Source organism: Tumebacillus permanentifrigoris (assembly GCF_003148565.1).
Taxonomy (GTDB): Bacteria; Bacillota; Bacilli; order Tumebacillales; family Tumebacillaceae; genus Tumebacillus; species Tumebacillus permanentifrigoris.
In genome coordinates, this window is record NZ_QGGL01000004.1 from 82,601 (window position 1) to 102,973 (window position 20,373).

The following is a 20,373-nucleotide window of genomic DNA, read 5'->3' on the forward strand; positions in this document are numbered from 1 at the left end:
TTTTACCCTTTTACTGCTCGGACGGTATCGGTCAACACTGCGCGCCAGTTCTCGCCATACAGCGCATTGCCGACGATGATCGTGTCGGCGTGCGCCCCCATCTCCGCCGCTTTTTCATAGGAATCGATGCCTCCACCGTAAAACAGATGGGCCTGCTCCACCAGACGGCAAATTTCCTTGACCGTCGCCAGGTTTCCGTAGGCCCCGCTGTATTCCAAGTAGATCACCGGCATCGAGAACAACGCTTCGCCGGCCACCGCATAGGCGGCGGCCTGTTCGACGGTGAGCGTGGTGTCAGCCTGCGTCAGTTCAGCGACGGCACAGTCTGGGTTCAAGACCAGATAGCCCTCGACCAGCACACGCGACCAGTCGATGAACGGGCGGTAGCGGAGCACAGCTCGAACGTGCTCACCGATCAGCCAGCGCGGGTTGCCGGCGTTGAGCACGACCGGCACTGCGTAACCATCGACGCCATCGACGACCGCTTCCTCCGTCGAGACTTCCTGCCAGACGGGCAAGTCGGGTGCGAGTCGACGCAGGCGACCGAGCAAGGCGTTGACTTTCTCATATGTAATCCGCTGCGTTCCGCCGAGCAACACCGCGTCAGTGCCAGCGCGATGAATCGCCGCTAACACCTCGTCAGCGAGCGGTCGGTCGGGGTCGAGCTTGACCACGTGCCGCCACTCGCGCCACGGCGGCTCACTAGGCTTCGTCACACGGACTTCCTCCTCTAAGGTGCGCAAATGTACAGGTGCCAAAACCTAACAAAACCCCCGCTTCAATGAAAAGCGAAGGTCTGCCATGCCGTTCCTTATCGATTCAAGCGTTCCAACGCCATCTTGTACCCGTCGGTGCCGTAATTCAAGCAACGCTTGACCCGGGAGATCGTCGCCGTGCTGGCCCCCGTCTCCGCTTCGATCTGGTTGTATGTGTGACCCTTGCGCAACATGCGGGCGACCTCAAGTCGCTGGGCGAGCGATTGGATTTCGTTGACGGTACACAGATCGTCAAAGAAAATATACGCCTCCTCCAGCGTCTTAATTTGGAGGATCGCTTCGAAGAGCTGGTCAACCGATCTGTCCCGAAGCTTGTCAAGTTGCATGTAGATCCCTCCGATACTGTACCTCTGTAACGCCTATGTATTCGCCACGATCTCAAACATTTCCTTCACTGGTTATTATAACAAAAGCAGTTGCGTTATGCGAATCCCAATCCTATACTTACATGTATAAAAAGTATATGAAAACAGGGGGCTTGGGCATGATCCCACAATTTTTTGTACTTGGGAGTTCGGACGTTCGACCTGCCAGCGCACGGACGATTTTTGCCGATGGCTCAGCAGATGCGACCTACCGTGAAGGTGTGGATCTGGAACTGAGCCATTGGATTCCCAACCGCACGCCAGAGCGCTACAAAGCCAACACCTCGACGGAGATCTGCATGAATTTCGTCGCAGAGCACGCGACAGACGGCTGGGAACTGGCGATCAACAACCACTTGGATTGCGATGGCGTGCTGTCGATCTTCACGCTGGTGCATCCTCAGTTTGCCTTGCAACACCGCGAGACGATCATCCAGATCGCGGAGATGGGCGACTTCATGGGCTGGGGCGATCGTCAGGCACAGGTGGCCTACCAAGAACTGACCCGCTTCATGTTCGGGGCGAAAAAAGACAAAGTGGATATCCGAAACATATACGCCGATTCGTTCGACCTGCTGATCCGTTTGCTGGAGACCGACTTGCAAGCTGACCCGCGAGCGCAGGAAGTCTATGCGGTCGTGGATCGTTCGCTCGCATGGGTCGAGTCGGGGCAGGTGCAGCGCGAAGTCCTCGGGCAGCACTTCGTCCACTACCACCTCCCAGCCACGGTCGTGAACGGGGCCTATGAGCAGGCGCTGCACATCCCGGCGTTCAATGCGTTGCTCACCGACGACGTGCTCCTCCTGCCACAAGTCCGCCACAAACTCGACCCGGACAAAGTCCATCTGGTCTCCGTTGAAGCTCCTGATGGCGGCACCTACTACGACCTCTGGTACCCCGGCTACATGTGGGCAGAGACGCCACACGCCTGGCGCGCGCCGGGCTTTGCGTTCAGCGGCAGTACAAACGGACACTATTATGGTCATCCGCCGCTAGAGCGTGTCGTTCGCAAGTTGCAAGAGTTGGAAACAGCAGATGGCGAGTGGATGCTGGTGAAGGAACTCTCGCCGTTCTCCAGCATCAAGGGGCGCAATTTCCCGGTGGTGTTGTCGTTTTTACAACCTAGCCAGTTGCCAGTACACCTCGTCGCTTCGATGCTGGCACAAGCGTTTTAAGCAAAAGCGGGCAGCCCTTTGTGGCTTCCCGTTTTTTTAACGGCACGCCGCAGGTGATATATTACATTTCCAGTGGATTTTTACGAGATAAATACGTTATCCTAGTACTATCTGATCCAGAGGAGACCTGTTGATGAGCCTCAATGCTGAACTCCAAGCGACACGTGAAGCGTTCGTCGCTTCGACCCCCGTCCAAGTGCACAGCGTGCTGTTTCAAATTATCGAAGACCTGCAAAAATCCGGCCTCGCCTCCGGTCTGGAAGTCGGCAGTACTGCCCGTGACTTCCTGCTGACCGACGCGCTCGGCACCCAAGTTCGCCTGTCTGACGAGTGGAAAAAGGGCCCGGTCATCCTGCAATTCTACCGGGGATCGTGGTGCCCGTATTGCAACATGCAATTGCTTGCCTACCAAAAAATTCTGCCGGACATCCACCGCCTCGGTGCCCAACTGATCGCGATCTCTCCGCAGAGCCCGGACAACACGCTCAGCCAACAGGAGAAACTGGAACTTCGTTTCCACGTCCTCAGCGACACCCGCGGGATCGTCGCCTCCAAGTTCAACCTGTTGTACGACGTGCCGGACTACCTGATCGAAATGTACAAGCAATTCCCGCTCGACCTCGCTGAGTACAACGCCAGCGATCGCTGGATTCTGCCCGTCCCGGCGACGATCATGATCGACGAGCAAGGCATCGTCCGCTACTCCTACGTCAACCCGGACTTCACCGTCCGTCTGGAACCCTCAGAACTGCTCTACCAATTGGAAAGCCTGTAACCCGATGAGAAAAGCGCCCTCTCCGCATTGCGGACAGGGCGCTTTTTGACAAGCCATGCATCAGCGGAGAATCTTCCACTTCTGGACTTGCAACCACTTGCGCAGTCCTTCCAGATCGCGCTCGATCTCGTCTTCGATCCAGAGCTGGAAGTTTTTCGGCAGATAGCCCGCGAACTTGGTCGGCGGGCTTTTTTCCGGTTCCACGCCGCGACCCATCAGCAGGTAGCGCTCCTCGTCGCCGCGGTGCAACGTGTCGACGAGGAAGTTCAAGGCGCGCTTGCCGAGCCCTTTCTCGATCTCGCCACCTTCGAGGGCGACAGAGAACGCACTCTGCTTCACCGTCAGCGTCAGGTCCTGTTCGCGCAACCAACCGCGCAGCAGGGTCGCCATCGCATTCTGCCGACGCGTGCCGGCGAAGTCGTAAAAAGTCAGCGTGCGGCTGCCTTCTTGGATAATCCGCGCTCCTGCCGTCCAGCCGAGCATGGTGGCGATGTGGCGAACCTCCTTCAGCCGGTGCCAAGCGCGTGGGCTGAGATAGTCGAGGTCTTGCTCCGAGGTGTACACGGCGTACATGCGGTCAGCGATCTCCGAATGAATGTAGCGACTGCCTGAGAGCCAGATCGGTTTTTTCCCGTCAAAAGCGGGCTCGACGTAGACGACGCCCCTTTTTTCATCGAGCGTGGTGATCGTCCAGGTCGCACCGCCGAGCAGTAGCGATTCACCGACCATCACGAGCGGATTGGCCTCGATGCTGCCAACTTGGCGGTTGCCGTGCAGGACTTTATAGAGCGCCGGTGATTGGAACACGGCGTAGAAATCTCGTGAGCGCACCAGTTTCTCCCCATTCGTGCCGGGAATGCACTTGCCCTCGACGATCTCCATCCAGTCCTCCGCTAGCATCCACTCCAACAATTCCCGCACGCGGGCGATCGGCAAGTGGGCAAAGGTCGGGTTGTCGCCGATCTCCGTCAGCAGTTCGTCACGGAAGATCCCGCGCCGTTCCGTACAGAGCGAGAGGACTTGGTGGAACAGCAGATCGTAGGTGGCGCGACGGGGGATGGCGGGCTCGATCCATTTTTCAAAAAGCAACTCCGTGACCGCCACCGCTTGCACCAAATCCTCGTCGACCGTCGCGTACATCATCAGGTAGGAATCGGTGCCCTCGCGACGACCCGATCGCCCGAGCCGTTGCTTGAGCGACGAGACCGATTGCGTGGCATCGACTTGGACGACGAGGTCGAGCGACCCGATGTCGATCCCGAGTTCAAGCGTGTTCGTGGAGACGACCGCGAGCGGCTGGCGCGTGTTTTTCATCTGTTCCTCGACCCATTCGCGCTCTGCTTTGTCGAGCGAGGAGTGGTGCGGGTAGAACTTCTGCACATAGCTAGGCCCACCGACCGAGCGCCCGGTCTCATTGAGGCGGTGGGTCAACTCTTCGACTTGCCCGCGCGAGTTGCAGAACAGGATGGATTTCTTGTCCTTGGTCAAGTCGTAGAGGTCTTGGACGAGCGTGGACGGGAACGTGCCGTTCACTTTGGCGAAAAACTCCACCTGCAAAAAGATCTGCCGCTTGCCATCACCCGGATTGATCACCTCGACTGCTTCCGGCTGCTCCGGGTGCAAAAACGCCTGCGCCACCTCCGGCGCGCCGATCGTTGCAGACAGGCCGATCATCACGGGGGTGTGGCGCATGTAGCGCCGCATGCGGGCGAGCAGAGACTGCACTTGCAACCCACGATCACCTTCAAGAAAGGCGTGCAGTTCGTCGATGACGATAAACTCCACCTCGCGCAGCAGGTCCGAGATGCGATCCGTTTGGTTGACGAGCAAGGCTTCGAGCGACTCCGGCGTAATCTGGAGGATACCGCGCGGGTTGGCGAGCCAGGTCATTTTTTTCGAACGAGAGACGTCCGAGTGCCACTTGATCAGCGGGATGTCGAGCGTGTCGGTCAGTTGTTCGATGCGCTCAAACTGGTCGTTGATCAAGGCGCGCAACGGCGAGAGGTAGAGAACTTTCAAGCCCTGTACACCCTCGCGCTCCAGCACGCTCAGGATCGGCAAAAAAGCAGCCTCCGTCTTGCCAGAGGCTGTGCCCGCCATCAGGATGCAAGGGCGCTTGTCGGTGATCGCTGGGATCGAGGCTTCCTGAATCGGCGTAAAGTTGCGCCATCCCATATCCCAGACTTTTTTCTGAATGGTGGGGCTGAGGAGAGAAAACGTCATCGGCGCGACCTCCTACTCCAGCATCCGCCCGGTGAATCTCCGGGTTTCGGCTTGGGCCAGTTCGAGGCGTTCGGTGAAGATCTCGCCGCGCTCCATGTCAGGGTTCTGGTGGAGCAGGTTGAGGATGCCGATAAACTCGCGGATCAACTCCCGCGGTGTGATGAACTGCGCGCCGCCCGGACGGGCCAGCGCCTTTTGCACAATCTCCATGATGTTGTCATCGGTGATCAGGCGCGTGACATCCTCCACTTGGTACAGCGCGGAGTAGATGTCGCGCATTTTTTGCAAGAGGACGTACAGTTCCTCCCCGGACAGCGGGGCGAGTTTGATCACCGGCTGGCGGAGGTCTCGGAATTGATCCGTTTCATATTGGTTGGTCTGCAAGCGCGACTTCAAGGCTTTGTACGAGAACAGACCGCGCCGTTCGTCTTCCAAAAAGTCGGTCGTGCCCATGAACATCAACATCAAGTTCGGGGCGCGGCCTTGCGTGCATTCGTTGTAGAATTCGAGGACGCGTTCGTAGTTTTTGCTCCGCGCCTGCGGGTGGTCGATCTTGTAGAGGTTGATCGCCTCATCGAACAGCACCAACAACCCTCGGTAGCCGATCGAGGTGATGAACTTCGTCAGCACCTTCACATAATCAAACCAATTGTCGTCGTTGATGATCTCGCGCACGCCTAGATCTGCACGCGCCTCCGTCTTGGTGCGGTATTCCCCGCGCAACCACTTGATCGCGTACTCCTGAATCTGCTCGTCGCCGCTCAGGTAAGCGTTGTAGTACTTGCCCAGCACCGTCGCGAAATCAAATCCGCCGGAGAGCTCCTGCACATCGCGGATCACCGCTTGCACTTCGGCGGTGACGAGGCGGGTGAACCGTGCGTCGCTGGCATCCGGGATGCCGTCGAACTCGTGCTCCAGCGCGACTTTTTGTTGCAGGTCGGACAGCCAGCGCTCGATCAGCGACCGCAGGGCATTGCCGTGGGGCTTGGATTTGGTCGAGAGGTTTTGGATCAGGTCGGAGTAGCTCGCGACCGCTTTGCCATCGTGGGCGTAGAGGCGGCGATTGGCCGTCAAGTCGGTGTAGGCGACCACAAAATTCTCTCGATAGGCGATGTAGCGGGTCAGCGTGGCCATGAAGCTTTTGCCCGTCCCGTAGTCACCGATCAAAAACTTCATGCAGGACAGCCCGTCAGCCGTCAGATTCAGGTCTTCCACCAACTGCCGTATCTCGCGCACGCGACCGACGACGACATGCTCGATGCCTTCCTGCGGCACGACGCCGCCGCCCATCGATTGGATGATCGCATTGGCCGCCTTGCGCGTGAGCTTGTTGTTCACCATCTGACTCATCTGCCGTCACTCCTTCTCTATCAACGCAACGCCCACTCCTGCAGGGCCGTTTCATGCTCCTCACTGATGGAAAGCTCGTCATCGCCCTCCTCGATCAGCGGCTCAAATCCAGCGTCCATCGCCGCTTCGTTCAGGCGCATCACCGTGGCATCGAGGAACATCCGCTTGGCCTTCAACCACTCCGCCAAGCTGCGTCTCGCTCGCTCCCCGCTCTGGGCGAGGTGTCGCAGAAACGCTTGCTCCCCCTCACTCAGGCTTGCCAAAAACTCCGCCAATTCTCCCGCCTCCGCATCGGAAAAAAGCGAATTCATCAGCGTGGCTCCTGAATTCTCGTCTTCGGCAAACGCGAAGGGCGAGGAGCGGGTACCGGAGGTCCCGTTTTCAGCAGACTGGCTCTGCGGCGCGCTCTCCTCAGGGTTCGCTAGTTCCGCAGACTTCCGACCGAGGCGATCACCGACCAGCAGTTCGTCGCCCGCTGTTCCTTCCGACATCATATCGACGAGCCATTCCGTCTCGTTGGTCAGCGCCTGCACCCGCGAGAAGTCGATCTCTACGCGCTCAACCGGCATCTCCACCGCAAGCGTCGGCATCGGTTCTTCCACGATGGCGGCTGCCTTGCTGATGCGAGGCTCTTTCTTTTTTTCCTTCTCCACAACTTCGGGCAGCGGATAGCGCGCTTCGAGGTCTTGGAAGTACACGGCCAGCGACTCGTCGCACTTCAAGCGGGGCTTGCGTTCTCCCCGGCGAAGCAGGTTCTCTGCGTAGCGCAAGGCGTGCTTGACGAAGTGGACGAACGGGCCCGATTGCTCAAACCGCCGGAAGCCATCGAGATAGTACTTCTCATGGATCGGCGTGCTGGAAAACAAGTAGATTGTCGGTTCGTCGGTGTAGCGTGCGAACTTATCCAGCGGATGCATGCCTTCGAGTTCGTAGAACTTCCGAAACACCGCCTGCATCATCCACTCCAGCTCCGACTCGATCTCCGGCAAGTGCTCGCGGTAAAACTGCGACTTCGGCACGCCGGCTATTTTTTGAAACAGCCAGAGCGGGATGTCGCGGTGCCCGTAGCGGTACCACGACAGTTTTTCAAACAGATCGCCCGCGGTTCCATGCGTGTACCAGTACAGCGCATTGTCGATCTCCCCCATCTTGAGATAGAGATCGCCGATCCAGCGCACCACCGTCACATCGAGACGCGGCTGGATGTCACGGAATTCGGTGTAAAACTTGACCAGCCGCTCCACCGCTTGTTCGGGCTCCTGTATATATTCCAAACTCAACAGTTCGTAGATGTGAATCATCATATAGGAGAGGCCCGTCTTCTGCACACTTCCTCCCTCCCACAGCGTTCGCCAGTACAAAAACCAGCGCAACTGCGCAGGGTCGAGATGTTCATGCTTGGGCCAGTTGTGCGAAAACTCTACTTCGGGGGCCGCCGTGCCGTGTTGATCTCGATAGCGACGAACCGCTTCCCGAAACTGCATGGCTTTTAGTTCCCCAAGTTCCAGAGGCCCTTCACCTCCCGTCTGTTGCCAAATGTCCTACATTTCATCGTACCCTTTCCTCTCCTTGCCTGCAACCTATTGCTGTGATATATTGGGAACCTCTCGTCTACAATTCGGGCGAAAAATTCTCAAAACGGAGGTAACTGATCTTGGAAGAGGAGATTCAAAGTGCCTATCAACAAGAGTTGCAGCGACTCGAACAAACCGCTGCCGAGATCGATAGCCAATTGCAGACCCTCCAAAACATCCCACGTTATTACGGAGATGACCTGACCGAGCAAGTCCTCGACAACATCCGCGAGTCCCAACGCCACGCACTCGCCATCGCTGGCCCCGAACCCTATTTCGGACGCCTCGACTTTGAAGAGGAAGGCAAGGACGCCCCCGCCCCGCTCTATATCGGAAAGGTCGGTGTGGAGAACATCGACACCGGCGAATTGCTCGTCATCGACTGGCGCGCACCGGTCGCTTCCATGTACTACTCCTTCACCGGCGGTGAGGATGCCGCCTCCTACGACTCCCCGGACGGGGTGATCCAAGGGCTTATTTATTTGAAACGCAATCTCGTCATCCGCAAGCAGATCCTCCAACGCGTCGTCGATGCCTACGAACGCGGGGGTGAAAATCTCGCGGTCACCGACGAATTCCTGCTCTACCGCCTGTCGGAGAACAAGGACAACAAACTGCGCGACATCGTCTCCACGATCCAAGAGGAACAGGACAAGATCATCCGCTCCGCCAAAAACCTCGCCCTCGTCATCCAAGGCGTCGCAGGCTCCGGCAAAACCACCGTCGCCCTGCACCGTCTCGCCTTCCTGCTCTACCAATACCGCGAAAACATCCGTGCGGAGCGCATGATCATTTTCGCCCCGAACTCGATGTTCCTCGACTATATCTCCAGCGTCCTGCCTGAACTCGGCGTCGGCGGCATCCAGCAGACCACCTTTACCGATTGGGCGCTGGAGTTGCTCGACCACGAAATCCAACTGACCGACCCCGCCGACCGCCTCTCCGAATGGTTTGGCATCGGCGCCAAACGCCCAGTCCTCACCGACGATGCACCTGGCCGTTGGAAAGGTCGCCTGAGTTTCTTGCACGAACTCGATGAACAACTGCACCATTATGAAAAAACGTTCGTCCCCGAGGTGGACTTTACCGCTTGGGAAGGCGCAACGCTTCGCTACCAGACGATGCAGGAGTGGTTCTACACCGAATACAAACACTACCCGCTCGCCAAACGCCGTGACCGCGTCCACGCCCGCATCAAGCGCTGGATGGCGATGGAGCTTGACAAAGTCTGGGAGGTACACCTGCGCAAGGACTTCAAAAAATCGGGCAGCGCCAAGCTCCGCACCTTCTTCAAGCACTGGCCCGCCCAGACGCAGTTCCAACTCTACAAGCAATTCGTCGCGAATTCACAGACGATGCCAGAAGCCTTGCAACAGTCCTCCGTCAAGCTGTTCAAGAAAAAGCGGGTCGAGCTCGAAGACCTCGCCCCGCTGCTCTACATCCGCGACCGCCTACATGGGATCGAGAGCAACGACGTGTTCGACCATACCGTGATCGACGAAGCGCAAGACTTTTCGCCGTTCCAAGTCGCCGTGCTCAAGGAACGCACACGCAGCGACTCCTTCACGATCTTAGGCGACCTCTCGCAAGGGATTCACGCCTACCAAGGCATCCGAGATTGGAACGAGTTCCTCTCGCTGTTCGGAGAGGAGGCGTCTGGATTCTTCCGCCTCGACCGCAGTTACCGCTCGACGATGGAGATCATTCACTTTGCCAACGTGATCTTGGAGCGCTCCGGCGAGCCGGTCACACTCGCCAAGCCCGTTTTTCGCTCCGGGGAAAAAGTGGTCGTACACGCGGTTGCGCCCGACCAGCGTCTCGAAACGATCACCCGGTCTGTTGCGCACCTGCTGCAAAGTGGCGACTCCTCCACGGTCGCCGTCATCGCCCGCACCGACGACGAAGCCCGCATCCTGCATGAGCATCTGACAACAGCCGGTTTTGAAGCGACGCTGATCCACTCTGGCCAGCGCCAATACCGTGGCGGCCTGTCCGTCCTGCCGATCTACCTCTCCAAAGGGCTGGAGTTCGATGCCGTGTTGCTGACCGATGTGGACGAGACTCGCTATGAACTGACCCCGCAGGATGCCAAATTGCTCTACGTAGGCTGTACCCGTGCGTTGCACCACCTCTGGCTGTTGCACACTGGGGTCGTGTCACCATTGATCGCCGATTTGAGCGATGAAATCGATACGAACGTACTGCCTAGCTCCTAAAAAAACCTCTGTCCACAGTTGTGGACAGAGGTTTTTTGTTGCACGCCAGCCAGTTTTGTCAATTATAGACGAACGCCTATCACCGAGCCCGCCCTTTTCTCATATGGTGTATCGACAACAGGGCATTCCCCTAACTTCTAAATACATTGGAGGGAACATTCATGAGTTTTGATTATCTGAAAAACTCGGTTGGCAAGTTGATTCAAGTTGAGCGCGGCGGTCCTGACAAACTGCAAGGCAAACTGCTGGCGGTAAAAGGTGACCACCTGATCGTGGAAACGGCCGATGGAATCGTCTACGTCAACAACCAACACATCAAGACGATCAGCGAACCGATCCTCGTCGAAGTCGTACAAAACGATTGCGCCGAGGAAGATCCGGAGGGCGTGCTCCCGGCGATCATCGATGCTGTAGATCTCTGTGACCTCCTCGAACAACTCACGCACAAACTGGTCAAAATCAACCAAAACGGCCCGAACGCACTGGAAGGTGTGCTCCTGACCGTGCATGAAGATGCGGTGACGATCGTCCACAACATGAAAGATTATGTCCACTACCCGCTGTACCACATCAAAACCATCACCTGGGTAATCAACGCCCCAGTCAAAAATGATGACAAAAAGAAAAACGGTTCTGATGGCGGCAAAAAAGAAGAATAAATAATGGGGTGAGGGCATGCGAAACCTCTTGCAAGAACGGATCGGTCACAAGATCACACTCGACCAATTCGGTGACACCGCAGTAGTAGGGATCCTCATCAACGTCCAAGACGACTATGCCACGCTGTACACGGATGGGAAGCAATTGGTGCACTATCCCTACGCCCAGATCAAATCGATCTGCACCAACATCGCAGAGTATGGCTCCTACGTGTCGTGGATGGATCAATCCTTCCCACCGTCCTTCCAAGAGGTGCTGGCATCCCTGCGCAACCAGATGGTCAAGATCGAAAACGGTGAAGGCACGCTCACTGGCTTGTTGATCTCCGTTCCAGAAGGCATGATCCAGATCGTGAAGTCCGACCGGCAGATGATCTACTACCCAATCGGACAACTAAAAAACCTCTCGCCCGTCATCCGCTACAAAAAGCCGGAGATCACAACGGAAACCACCGCCAAAGCATCTGCTGTGACGGCGGAGAACACAAGTACCCCGGAGGTTGCCTCGGTCACATCGGCTGTGGAGACATCGGCCTCCGCACCCGAGAAGACCTCGGCACGCACCGAAAAAGCGCCGGAGAACGTTTCACCACGGCTCACCACCTACTCGCTCTCCGAACCGCTCAAGCAGAAGCCGCGACAAGTATCGAGCACTGGGCAGCCACGCAAACCGGAAACACAGCAGACTGCGCTCGCGGACTCACCAACAGCCTCACCAACAGCCTCACCAACAGCCTCACCAACGGCTGCGCTCGCGGATTCGCCACCGGAGTCTCAACTCTCCGTGCAGGCTGACGTGCCGCCCCAAGTGCTGCTCGTCTCCAAGTATGATACGAAACTCTACGAGGAGAGCGAAGGCGATGTGTCAGGAGACTGCTTCAGCATCCTCCGCTTGAGTTCCACTTGGTTCGCGACAGACCACCCCCGCTCGCAACGGTTGCCGAACATCTACCCCTTTCTCACCCGCAAAAAAGCGAAGAATCTACGGATGTCGCACTCCTGAAGCAAAACGAGCATGACCTGCAGTGGTTGCAGGTCATGCTCGTTTTTTCTGCGTCTAGACCGAACACCCGCTGAATAGGTTGGTAGCATGAGACGCTTAGTAGCCACGGAATTCCTCGGAACTTACTTTCTGATTTTTGCCTGTAGCGGTGCGGTCGTGGTGGACAACCTGACGCACTCCCTGACCCCTGTCGGCATGGCGGGGGTCAGCGGGTTGGTCGTCATGACGCTGATCTATGCGCTGCGTCACCTCTCAGGGGCACATTTCAACCCGCTCGTCAGCCTGGCATTTTGGTTGCTCGGCATCCTGCCTGCTCGCCTCACGCTCTCCTACATCGTCGCACAACTGCTGGGGGGATTGGCGGCGAGTGCGACTGTTTGGCTGTTGTTCGGTCAGGTCGCACATCTCGGGGCCACGATTCCGATCGGGCCTTGGCACCAGACGTTCTGCTTGGAATTTCTGTTCACGTTTTGGCTGTTGTTGGTGATCCTCGGTTCGTCTGTGCATGGACAGGCTACGAAGTCATTCGCCGGACTCGCCGTGGGCGGGATGGTGGCGCTGGCTTCCCTGATCTGTGGACCGCTGACCGGCGCTTCCTTGAACCCGGTGCGCACGCTCGCCCCGGCCTTGCTGTCGGGTCAGGGCGATGCGCTGTGGATCTACATGGCGGCCCCCAGTTGCGGGGCGTTGGCTGCCACCTTGCTCTATCGGTATCTGTATCACGGCGAGTAGATCGATTTCAGATGGCGCAGGTTCCAGTACCGCACCTCGCCGTTGGCATTGATCATTTCAATCACGTTCTTGTCGACAGCGGTCAACAGCCCGATCTTCTCCTCATGATCCCCGAGATCGAACACCACCAGCTTGCCGACCAATTTCTTGACCTGTTCGTCGAAGTTGCGCGACAGGGGAAGCGGGTTCGGATTGACTGGCAACAACGACTGGTTCAACGCATACGGAGTGTCCTGTGCCGGATACGGGATCAACCACTTCAGATGCTCCAGCGAGATGTAGAGCGTCTTGTAGACCGGTGAGTAAAAAACGAAGTAGTTGTTCATCACGCTGGTCAGATACCCGTGTATCGACTCGTGACCCGAGACGTACAACTCCACGAACTGCCCCCGGACGTGCAACAGCAGGTTCCGGTAGGAGATCAAGTCGGCCTCGACTTCGACCGGTGCGGATGGGATCTCTTGCACGGGCGACGCCACGGCGTTCGACAGTTTTTCCACAGATTTGACATGGAGAAACGGGATGTAATAGAAACGCTCCCCCACAGCGAGGATCAGCAAGTCCGGCCCCAAATCGGACAGAACTCCCGTGATCGTTTTGCCTCCTGAGATTTCTAGGAGGACGGAAAACCCTACATACTTACGCAGACTGTTCACCTTTCGAACCTCCTCTACGAAACAAACAACCATTCGACCCATAGATGTAAGCCAACCAACATGAACAACAAGGTCAGCGGGATGACGAGCACGGTCACTCGCACATAGTCGCGCCACGCCAGCTTGATGTTCGCTTGCTTGAGCAGATGAAACCAGATCAACGTCGCCAGCGTCCCGATCGGCAACAGCAGCGACCCGACATCGCTCCCGATCACGTTGGCGAGATAAATCAACTGTGTCGTCATCGGATCGAGGTGCATGTTGGTGAGCGTCAACGTCCCGATCATCAACCCTGGGTGGTTGTTGAACAGCGAGGACAACACCGTCACCAAGCCCCCCATCGTCAGTGTCGCATCCAAGCGACCCTGCTGCACGAGCGGTTCGACGAAGGAAATGATTCCATCGGTCAAGCCCATGTGATGCAAACCGTAGATCTGCACATACATACCGAATGCGAAGAGAAAGATGTGCCACGGCGCTTTTTGAAACAGGTCGGTCGGCGGGATTTTCATCTGCACCCAACGCCAGAGCAGCAGCGCCAGCGACCCGACAACCGCCACGACCGCGACCGGTATACCAAAATAGGAGCCGACAAACAAACTGATTCGCACGCCGAACACAAACAGAAACACGTTGCGCATGAACTTGGTGCGATCGCGGTGCAACATTGAAGCCTGACGCATCTGATGATGCGGTGCGATCGGGGTGAGTGTTCGAGGGAGGTCTCGACGAAAGACCCACAACAACAGCCCGACCATAAACACCAGTCCGAGCAAGGTCGGTACAAACATCATCGCGGTCTGCATATAGAGATCGAGCCCGACGATTTTCAGCGCGATCAGGTTGACGATGTTGCTGACCCCAATCGGTGCAGAGGATGCGGTCGCGACCAAGACACCGCTCATCAGGTAGGGAATCTGTTGCTTGGGCTTGAGCGAAAATTTCTTCAACAGGATCAGCAGGATCGGTGTGGTGATGAGGATGCTGCCATCATTGTTGAAAAACAACGTCATCAAAAAGCACAACAAATTCACGTACATGAACAACCGTCGTCCTGAGCCTTTGGCGAGTTGCATCATCCATTCGGCCACCCAGTGGAAAAAACCCAAACTCTCCAGCACATTCGCCATCACGATCGTGGCGATGATCGTCACCGCCGCCCCGCTCACGGTGTTCAGGATGTACCCCAAATCCGCCCAAGGCACCGCGCCGAAGCACAACATCAACACTGCCCCCACAACGGCCGGATACGCTTCATGTAACTGCCGAGGTCGCCAAAAGATCAGCAGTGTCGTCAAAATAAACGTACAACTGGTTAACAAAGCTACTGAGGTGGACATTCCGCACAACCACTCCTTCAAGAGAACAGGTCAACTTGTCCGCGCTTGTCATTGGGGGACAGCTGACCGGGAACGTCAAGTATCCCCCCTGCTTGTTCCGTAGTTCATGGTACGCAACAGGTGCAGAGATGGGACTAGACCAACGTGCGATTTCCAGAAAAAAAACAGCCGATCCGACAGGAACCGGCTGTTTTTTACTTGAGTTCGTGTAGATGTGCGAGCAGGTACGACCTTCGTTCCGAGATGTAGCGCAGGATCACCTCGTACTCACCTTCAAACTCCTCCATCGTTTGCTTGCGGTGCGGGTCTTGGGCGAGGGCGGGTCGCACGGCGGCGAGCAGACTTCGCACCAGCGGCTCCAACGCCTCGGTGGTGAAGAGGGTTTGCAAAACTTCCTCGACTCGCTGGCGATAACGGCCGCGCAGGATCGGGTCAGCGAGGAGGCGTGCGGTCAACGTGTTGTATCCGGTGATCGGGATGAAGTCGGCGCGCAAGGGTTTGCCGCGCAAGTTGCGGCCCCACGTGCCATCGTAGTCCCACGGGATCAAGTGATAACGCCCGTTTTGACGGTTTTGGTAGAGCGCGTAGTTTTGCACGAACCCATCGAAGTTCTGGGTGCAGACCACGCCGAGCAACCAATTGAAGTAGGACTCAATGTCAACGTGCTGCTCGACATGGCGGGAAAAGTCCGCTGGGGAGCTGGCGTTGATGAAATAGAGGAATTGGCGGAGGCTGGCCCAGTCTTCCTCGGTGGCTACTTTTTCCTCGTACCCGTCTTCGAGATCGTCTTTGACGTCTTCGGTGATCGTGCTGAGCAGCGAGAAATTGGCATCGTCATTGATGGCGTAGAAAATCGGGCCCGGGGGCAGGCCCCTTTTTCGAAGAAACAGATCGTCGACCGATTCCAGTTGGAGATAGACGCCCGCTGGAGATCCATTTAGGCGCAGGCGGACATGTTGCCCTGCAGGGGCGAGGGCGCCGAGTTGTTCAAAAAAAGCGAAGGAGAGCCGGTTGCGAATCATCGAGGGATCGGCGTATTCAGCGTTGAGATGCAGTTCGCGAGCACCTTGAAAGGGTTGGGAGGGGAAGTAGAGAGAGTAGGATTTTTTGGGGTAGCGGCGGGTGTGCGCGCCACGAATGCAGGCCTCGATGCGGTAGGCTTGCTTGCCCGATTTAAACCGACCGGGTACATATTCTTCGCTCTGTGGGTCGCGCAACAAGGTGCGCAGGTCGGCAGGTTGCAAGAACAGCGAATAGAGCGGGAGGTCTTGATTGGTTGTCATCACCATCCACCTTTCCAGCTTTCCAATAAAGGGTATGCAGGCGCCAAGAAATATGTTGGTGTCTAAAGCAAATGTCGACACCTGTGCGTAAGATACAGCAACTCGAATCCAATGGGGGGAAACATTTTGAATAAGTTGAACAAGGAAGATCTCTCGAACCTGCTTCAGACGATCACCGGGGGTACCTTCCTCCACAACGATCCCGTCGACCACGACAACCGCAAAAGCAACTCCTCCGGCAAGAAGAACTCCTCTGGCAAGAAGAACTCCTCCGGCAGAAAGAACTCCTCTGGCAGAAAGCACTCCTCCGGCAGAAAGAACTCCTCCGGCAGAAAGAACTCTTCTGGCAGAAAGAACTCCTCTGGCAGAAAGAACTCTTCTGGCAGAAAGAACTCCTCTGGCAGAAAGAACTCCTCCGGCCGAAAGAACTCCTCCGGTCGAAAGAACTCCTCTGGCAGAAAGAACTCCTCTGGCAGAAAGAACTCCTCCGGCAGAAAGAACTCTTCCGGCAGAAAGAACTCTTCCGGTCGAAAGAACTCCTCCGGCAGAAAGAACTCTTCCGGCAGAAAGAACTCCTCCGGCAGAAAGAACTCCTCCGGCCGAAAGAACTCCTCCGGTCGAAAGAACTCCTCTGGCAGAAAGAAATCTTCCGGCAAGAAATCTTCCGGCAAGAAGAAAGGTCCGAAGGGCCGAAAGTAGTAAATAAAGCCAGCATGTCACACAGGCTGGCTTTTTCCTTCACCAAGCTCGTACCTAGTAACACGATGCCCACAACCCCCATACCGACACCGCAAAAAAAGCCGGGCACTTAGCTCCGGCTTTTTTCCACGCATGCAAGGTTTATGAGTCTTGCCGTTCGTTCGGGTCGTGACGATCCTCGTCCACTTCAAAGCCTTGCTCCAGCTTGTCGAGGTCGGTTTGCAGCTGCTCCAGCACTTTGTCGCCGTTGATGTGATCCGTCTGGGTGACATCATGCATCGGATGCATGAACATCCCGCTGTTCGCTTGGATCGCTTCGAGCGCCATCGTGTTTTCCTTCGGTTCCGTGATGTACTGGCGGTTATCGGTAGAGGCGTCCCCAGACAGATGCTGAACGGGGTAGTTCGGGTCGTCCGTCTCTCGCAGTTGCTTTTGGTTGGTGAAGTCCTTGAAGCTTTGCTTTTCACCCTTTGTCACGGTACAAGCCCCCTTTTGACCAATGATCTTGTCGTAGGTTGTCCCGCAACGCCGCCGCTCATCCTACTGCAACGCGTCGAGTTGCCTCTGCAACATCCCCCGCCAGTTATCCGCCAAGGCCGGAACCGCGAGGATGCGCTGAATCGCTTCCCGATTGTCCTGATCGTGATACCACGTCTGCAGGCAAAAACGCACGGTCACCCCGTGCGGATCGCGTTCGAGCAAGCGCAACTCGCTGTCCCGCGCAATCGCGCCCTCCTGCACCGTTCGGAAAAAGTACCCGCTCTTCGCCTGCACCGCCGTCTGTCGGAACAGGCCCGGCAGTTGGTTGTACAAATCAATCGTGCCACACGGAATCCGCGCCTGCGTCACTTGCACGACCGCTTCCCCGAGTTGGAACGTATCGCCGATGCATACGTCCTCCTCCGTCAGCCCGCGCACCGTCAAGTTCTCGCCAAACGCTCCCGGCGTCAACTCCACGCCAAATTCCTGCTCCCAGTGTGCGTAATGCTCCTGTGGATACACGCACACCGTCCGCGCCTCGCCGCCGTGGTACTTGGTGTTCGCGACATCATCGCCTGCCAGCCGTTCAAACGACAACCAGACGCTGTCGGCCACGAGTTGCTTCCCGATCCCCGTCGCGACCTCCAACTCCTGCACACGCAGGGTCACCGGCTTCCCCACATACAACGCGACAATCTCGATCGGCTTCACGCGCCTACCTCCGTAAACTCCAAACGGTTCCCCCACGGATCGCTCACAAAAAAGCGGACCACGCCGGGAATCTCGTCGTTGTCCTGCACCTTAACCCCTGCTGCGAGCAGTTGGTCTCGCAAGTCGCCAATCGCGTGTACCGCGAACGCCGGGTGCGCTTTTTTCGCTGGAACGAACGGTTCTTCCACACCGATATGCAGTTGTTGCGCACCGCATTGGAACCAAGCGCCGCCGCGCACCTTCAATCTCTCCGGCTTCTCCAACTCCTGCATGCCGAGCAACTCCCCATAAAAACGACGCACCTCGTCCTCCACACCCTGCGGCACCGCGACTTGTACGTGATCCAACCCCGCATATTTGAAACTCATCTCAGATCCCTCCAGTTAAAAACTCCCAAGATAATACCCCCATTGTACCCGCAAAAAAGCGAACTGTCGTCCTCTGGACATCAGTTCGCTGGCTCAGGCTTTATGAAGGGCTTTCTCGCCCAATGCGGCCACCCGTTCCTCGCGACTGAGGCGCGGACAGGTGTAGCACGGAGTATGTCCTGCAAATTTGTACGCGAGGCAACAGGTCGAACGCACGCGCAACCAACGCGGTGGATTCGCTTCCTCCAGATAGATGCTGTCACAGGCACAGGACAACGGCTGGGAACTTTCAAAACCTGTGCAATTCAGCAGCGCGTCACGATCGCGGATCGCGTGTTGCTTGAGGTCGGGCGTTTTGCAAAGTTCATCGCAGAGATAGCAGGCGTAGTTGCCGATGTTGCCCCACATCACGCGCAGGGACAGCCCGATCTCTGTCGCAATCTGCATCGACAGGCGGCCGATGTTCTCATCAAACATCGCGTGGAAAACCATCTGGCGCAGCTGTTCCTCGCTCTGAGCGCGGGGGAATGCACCGAGAGCGTCCTCCTGTGCCAAACGTTCTCGCAGAACGGTCGGAGCTGCTGAAACATGCAAGACCAGCCCAGCGGGCAAGTCCTCCACGAGGACGATCTCCATACATTCGGCCGTTGCCGACAATCCGAGTCCGAGGTGGGTCAGCGGGGTCAGGATCGATGCGAGCAATTGCCCGCAGTAGCGCTTTTGAAAAAGCGATGCAGCGGCTGCCAGATCGTCGGTTCCCTTGCGCTGAGCGATGCGCTCGACGATCTCGCGCAGTCGCGGTCCGCCATCCAGCAACTCGCTCACCCGCACCGTCTCCAATCCCGCTGGCGCTGCGTTGATCGAGAGCGGCAGATGCACACCTTTCTCGCGCAGGTCGTCGAGCACGCGTACCAGTTCCTGACTCATAATCGCTGTCCCTCCTCTCGTCCAATTGATATCCTTTCTCAATCATATGCAATCTCGTGCCTATTTGTCAATGAGGTTGAGAATCATTATCGGTAATTGATAAGAGAATCGCATTTGGGGAACTTTGAGAGAGACAGCCATTCACGGACCAGAGGAGGTTTTTTTCATGAGTCAGCAAGCCAACGGATTCCCACCGCAACATCAAAATCAGCGACCGGGCATCGAGTCGGAGATGAACCCGCGCCCGCAGTATGCAAACCAAAACTACCGAGCGGCGGGCAAATTGACGGGCAAGGTGGCGCTGATCACAGGGGCCGATAGCGGTATCGGGCGCGCGGTCGCCGTGCTGTACGCCAAGGAAGGTGCGGACGTCGCGGTGGTCTACTTGAGTGAACATGGCGATGCCGAGGAGACCAAGCGGGCCGTGGAAGCAGAAGGCCGCAGATGTGTGTTGATCGCCGGAGATATCGGAGAGGAAGCGTTTTGCCAGACCGCCGTGACCCAAGCTGTTCAGGAATTCGGACGGTTGGATGTGCTTGTCAACAACGCGGCGGAGCAACATCCGCAGAAAAGCATCCTCGACATCACGGCGGAGCAATTGGAGCGGACGTTTCGGACGAACATCTTTTCCTTTTTCCATCTGACCAAGGCGGCGCTCCCACATCTGAAATCGGGCAGTGCGATCATCAACACCGCCTCGATCACCGCGTACCACGGGCACAAGGAACTGCTGGACTACTCCGCGACCAAGGGAGCGATCGTGACGTTCACCCGCTCGCTGTCGCAGATGTTGGTCGGGCAAGGCATCCGGGTCAATGGCGTGGCACCAGGGCCGATCTGGACGCCGTTGATTCCCTCGACGTTCACGGAGCAACAAGTGGCGAAGTTTGGGACCGACACCCCGATGAAACGCGCCGGGCAACCGGAGGAGTTGGCCCCCGGTTACGTGTTCCTCGCATCTGAGGATGCCTCGTATATGACAGGGCAGATCCTGCACATCAACGGCGGCGAAGTGATCAACGGGTAGCCAAAAAAAGACCCAAGCCTTGGCGGCTGGGTCT

The 20,373-nt window shown here is 57.1% G+C and carries 20 protein-coding genes; 7 read left to right on the top strand and 13 right to left on the bottom strand.

Annotation, left to right across the window (positions count from 1 at the left end; genetic code table 11):
* Positions 1 to 2: 2 nt before the first annotated feature.
* Together C7459_RS05655 and C7459_RS05660 are read right to left on the bottom strand one after the other, a co-directional pair.
* Positions 3 to 716 (bottom strand): geranylgeranylglyceryl/heptaprenylglyceryl phosphate synthase, encoded by a 714-nt coding sequence (locus C7459_RS05655; protein WP_109687245.1) that lies wholly within the window; start codon positions 714 to 716, stop codon positions 3 to 5.
* Between the two features lie 95 nt (positions 717 to 811).
* Positions 812 to 1,102: a YerC/YecD family TrpR-related protein gene (locus tag C7459_RS05660; protein WP_109687247.1), complete on the bottom strand. Its 291-nt coding sequence runs from the start codon at positions 1,100 to 1,102 to the stop codon at positions 812 to 814.
* A 158-nt stretch (positions 1,103 to 1,260) separates the two neighbouring features.
* Between C7459_RS05660 and C7459_RS05665 the strand changes: the two genes are divergently transcribed.
* Both C7459_RS05665 and C7459_RS05670 read left to right on the top strand, forming a co-directional pair.
* Positions 1,261 to 2,316: a DUF6687 family protein gene (locus tag C7459_RS05665; protein WP_109687249.1), complete on the top strand. Its 1,056-nt coding sequence runs from the start codon at positions 1,261 to 1,263 to the stop codon at positions 2,314 to 2,316.
* Between the two features lie 133 nt (positions 2,317 to 2,449).
* Entirely contained in the window at positions 2,450 to 3,091 is a 642-nt protein-coding gene (locus C7459_RS05670) for a peroxiredoxin-like family protein (protein ID WP_109687251.1), read from the top strand.
* 60 nt (positions 3,092 to 3,151) lie between these two features.
* Here C7459_RS05670 and C7459_RS05675 read toward each other — a convergent pair whose 3' ends face one another.
* Genes C7459_RS05675 through C7459_RS05685 form a run of 3 tightly spaced genes read right to left on the bottom strand, consistent with a single transcriptional unit; the run spans position 3,152 to position 8,148 of the window.
* Positions 3,152 to 5,314, bottom strand: coding sequence for a DEAD/DEAH box helicase (locus tag C7459_RS05675; protein WP_109687253.1), 2,163 nt, complete (start codon positions 5,312 to 5,314; stop codon positions 3,152 to 3,154).
* Positions 5,315 to 5,326: 12 nt separating this feature from the next.
* Entirely contained in the window at positions 5,327 to 6,664 is a 1,338-nt protein-coding gene (locus tag C7459_RS05680) for an ATP-binding protein (protein WP_109687255.1), read from the bottom strand.
* Between the two features lie 20 nt (positions 6,665 to 6,684).
* On the bottom strand, positions 6,685 to 8,148 hold the full coding sequence (locus tag C7459_RS05685) for a TerB N-terminal domain-containing protein (protein WP_109687258.1): 1,464 nt from the start codon (positions 8,146 to 8,148) through the stop codon (positions 6,685 to 6,687).
* A 170-nt stretch (positions 8,149 to 8,318) separates the two neighbouring features.
* Between C7459_RS05685 and C7459_RS05690 the strand changes: the two genes are divergently transcribed.
* The 4 genes from C7459_RS05690 to C7459_RS05705 all read left to right on the top strand — a co-directional run bounded on the left by C7459_RS05690 (position 8,319) and on the right by C7459_RS05705 (position 12,848).
* On the top strand, positions 8,319 to 10,454 hold the full coding sequence (locus C7459_RS05690; protein WP_109687261.1) for a HelD family protein: 2,136 nt from the start codon (positions 8,319 to 8,321) through the stop codon (positions 10,452 to 10,454).
* Positions 10,455 to 10,615: 161 nt separating this feature from the next.
* Positions 10,616 to 11,113 (top strand): DUF2642 domain-containing protein, encoded by a 498-nt coding sequence (locus tag C7459_RS05695; RefSeq protein WP_109687263.1) that lies wholly within the window; start codon positions 10,616 to 10,618, stop codon positions 11,111 to 11,113.
* A gap of 16 nt (positions 11,114 to 11,129) precedes the next feature.
* Positions 11,130 to 12,116 (top strand): hypothetical protein, encoded by a 987-nt coding sequence (locus tag C7459_RS05700; RefSeq protein WP_109687265.1) that lies wholly within the window; start codon positions 11,130 to 11,132, stop codon positions 12,114 to 12,116.
* An 87-nt stretch (positions 12,117 to 12,203) separates the two neighbouring features.
* Entirely contained in the window at positions 12,204 to 12,848 is a 645-nt protein-coding gene (locus C7459_RS05705; protein ID WP_109687268.1) for an MIP/aquaporin family protein, read from the top strand.
* Here the strand turns inward: C7459_RS05705 and C7459_RS05710 are convergent.
* From C7459_RS05710 to C7459_RS05745, 8 genes are all read right to left on the bottom strand, one after another.
* Positions 12,836 to 13,504, bottom strand: a complete 669-nt coding sequence (locus C7459_RS05710) for a DUF2642 domain-containing protein (protein WP_109687270.1) — start codon at positions 13,502 to 13,504, stop codon at positions 12,836 to 12,838. The genes C7459_RS05705 and C7459_RS05710 overlap by 13 nt on opposite strands.
* A gap of 14 nt (positions 13,505 to 13,518) precedes the next feature.
* Positions 13,519 to 14,844, bottom strand: a complete 1,326-nt coding sequence (locus C7459_RS05715) for an arsenic transporter (protein WP_109687273.1) — start codon at positions 14,842 to 14,844, stop codon at positions 13,519 to 13,521.
* 194 nt (positions 14,845 to 15,038) lie between these two features.
* Positions 15,039 to 16,127, bottom strand: coding sequence for a CotH kinase family protein (locus tag C7459_RS05720; RefSeq protein WP_109687275.1), 1,089 nt, complete (start codon positions 16,125 to 16,127; stop codon positions 15,039 to 15,041).
* Between the two features lie 164 nt (positions 16,128 to 16,291).
* Positions 16,292 to 16,798, bottom strand: coding sequence for a hypothetical protein (locus C7459_RS05725; protein ID WP_170119293.1), 507 nt, complete (start codon positions 16,796 to 16,798; stop codon positions 16,292 to 16,294).
* Between the two features lie 169 nt (positions 16,799 to 16,967).
* Entirely contained in the window at positions 16,968 to 17,303 is a 336-nt protein-coding gene (locus C7459_RS05730; RefSeq protein ID WP_109687279.1) for a hypothetical protein, read from the bottom strand.
* Positions 17,304 to 17,366: 63 nt separating this feature from the next.
* Positions 17,367 to 18,017, bottom strand: a complete 651-nt coding sequence (locus C7459_RS05735; RefSeq protein WP_245884404.1) for an MOSC domain-containing protein — start codon at positions 18,015 to 18,017, stop codon at positions 17,367 to 17,369.
* On the bottom strand, positions 18,014 to 18,385 hold the full coding sequence (locus tag C7459_RS05740; protein ID WP_109687283.1) for a VOC family protein: 372 nt from the start codon (positions 18,383 to 18,385) through the stop codon (positions 18,014 to 18,016). The genes C7459_RS05735 and C7459_RS05740 overlap by 4 nt, the downstream gene beginning before the upstream one ends.
* Before the next feature lie 93 nt (positions 18,386 to 18,478).
* The gene (locus C7459_RS05745; RefSeq protein ID WP_109687285.1) at positions 18,479 to 19,312 is read right to left on the bottom strand and encodes an IucA/IucC family C-terminal-domain containing protein; all 834 of its coding nucleotides are present in this window, start codon (positions 19,310 to 19,312) and stop codon (positions 18,479 to 18,481) included.
* Between the two features lie 166 nt (positions 19,313 to 19,478).
* Here C7459_RS05745 and C7459_RS05750 point away from each other — a divergent pair, with 166 nt between their 5' ends.
* Positions 19,479 to 20,339, top strand: a complete 861-nt coding sequence (locus C7459_RS05750) for an SDR family oxidoreductase (RefSeq protein ID WP_109687287.1) — start codon at positions 19,479 to 19,481, stop codon at positions 20,337 to 20,339.
* Positions 20,340 to 20,373: the final 34 nt, after the last annotated feature.

Bases quoted from the DNA above. Each gene is read 5' to 3' on its own strand.
- C7459_RS05695 (WP_109687263.1), top strand. From the start codon at position 10,616: ATGAGTTTTGATTATCTGAAAAACTCGGTTGGCAAGTTGATTCAAGTT.
- C7459_RS05680 (WP_109687255.1), bottom strand. From the start codon at position 6,664: ATGAGTCAGATGGTGAACAACAAGCTCACGCGCAAGGCGGCCAATGCG.
- C7459_RS05685 (WP_109687258.1), bottom strand. From the start codon at position 8,148: ATGCAGTTTCGGGAAGCGGTTCGTCGCTATCGAGATCAACACGGCACG.
- C7459_RS05665 (WP_109687249.1), top strand. From the start codon at position 1,261: ATGATCCCACAATTTTTTGTACTTGGGAGTTCGGACGTTCGACCTGCC.
- C7459_RS05660 (WP_109687247.1), bottom strand. From the start codon at position 1,102: ATGCAACTTGACAAGCTTCGGGACAGATCGGTTGACCAGCTCTTCGAA.
- C7459_RS05700 (WP_109687265.1), top strand. From the start codon at position 11,130: ATGCGAAACCTCTTGCAAGAACGGATCGGTCACAAGATCACACTCGAC.
- C7459_RS05750 (WP_109687287.1), top strand. From the start codon at position 19,479: ATGAGTCAGCAAGCCAACGGATTCCCACCGCAACATCAAAATCAGCGA.
- C7459_RS05670 (WP_109687251.1), top strand. From the start codon at position 2,450: ATGAGCCTCAATGCTGAACTCCAAGCGACACGTGAAGCGTTCGTCGCT.
- C7459_RS05740 (WP_109687283.1), bottom strand. From the start codon at position 18,385: ATGAGTTTCAAATATGCGGGGTTGGATCACGTACAAGTCGCGGTGCCG.
- C7459_RS05745 (WP_109687285.1), bottom strand. From the start codon at position 19,312: ATGAGTCAGGAACTGGTACGCGTGCTCGACGACCTGCGCGAGAAAGGT.
- C7459_RS05675 (WP_109687253.1), bottom strand. From the start codon at position 5,314: ATGACGTTTTCTCTCCTCAGCCCCACCATTCAGAAAAAAGTCTGGGAT.
- C7459_RS05720 (WP_109687275.1), bottom strand. From the start codon at position 16,127: ATGACAACCAATCAAGACCTCCCGCTCTATTCGCTGTTCTTGCAACCT.
- C7459_RS05715 (WP_109687273.1), bottom strand. From the start codon at position 14,844: ATGTCCACCTCAGTAGCTTTGTTAACCAGTTGTACGTTTATTTTGACG.
- C7459_RS05705 (WP_109687268.1), top strand. From the start codon at position 12,204: ATGAGACGCTTAGTAGCCACGGAATTCCTCGGAACTTACTTTCTGATT.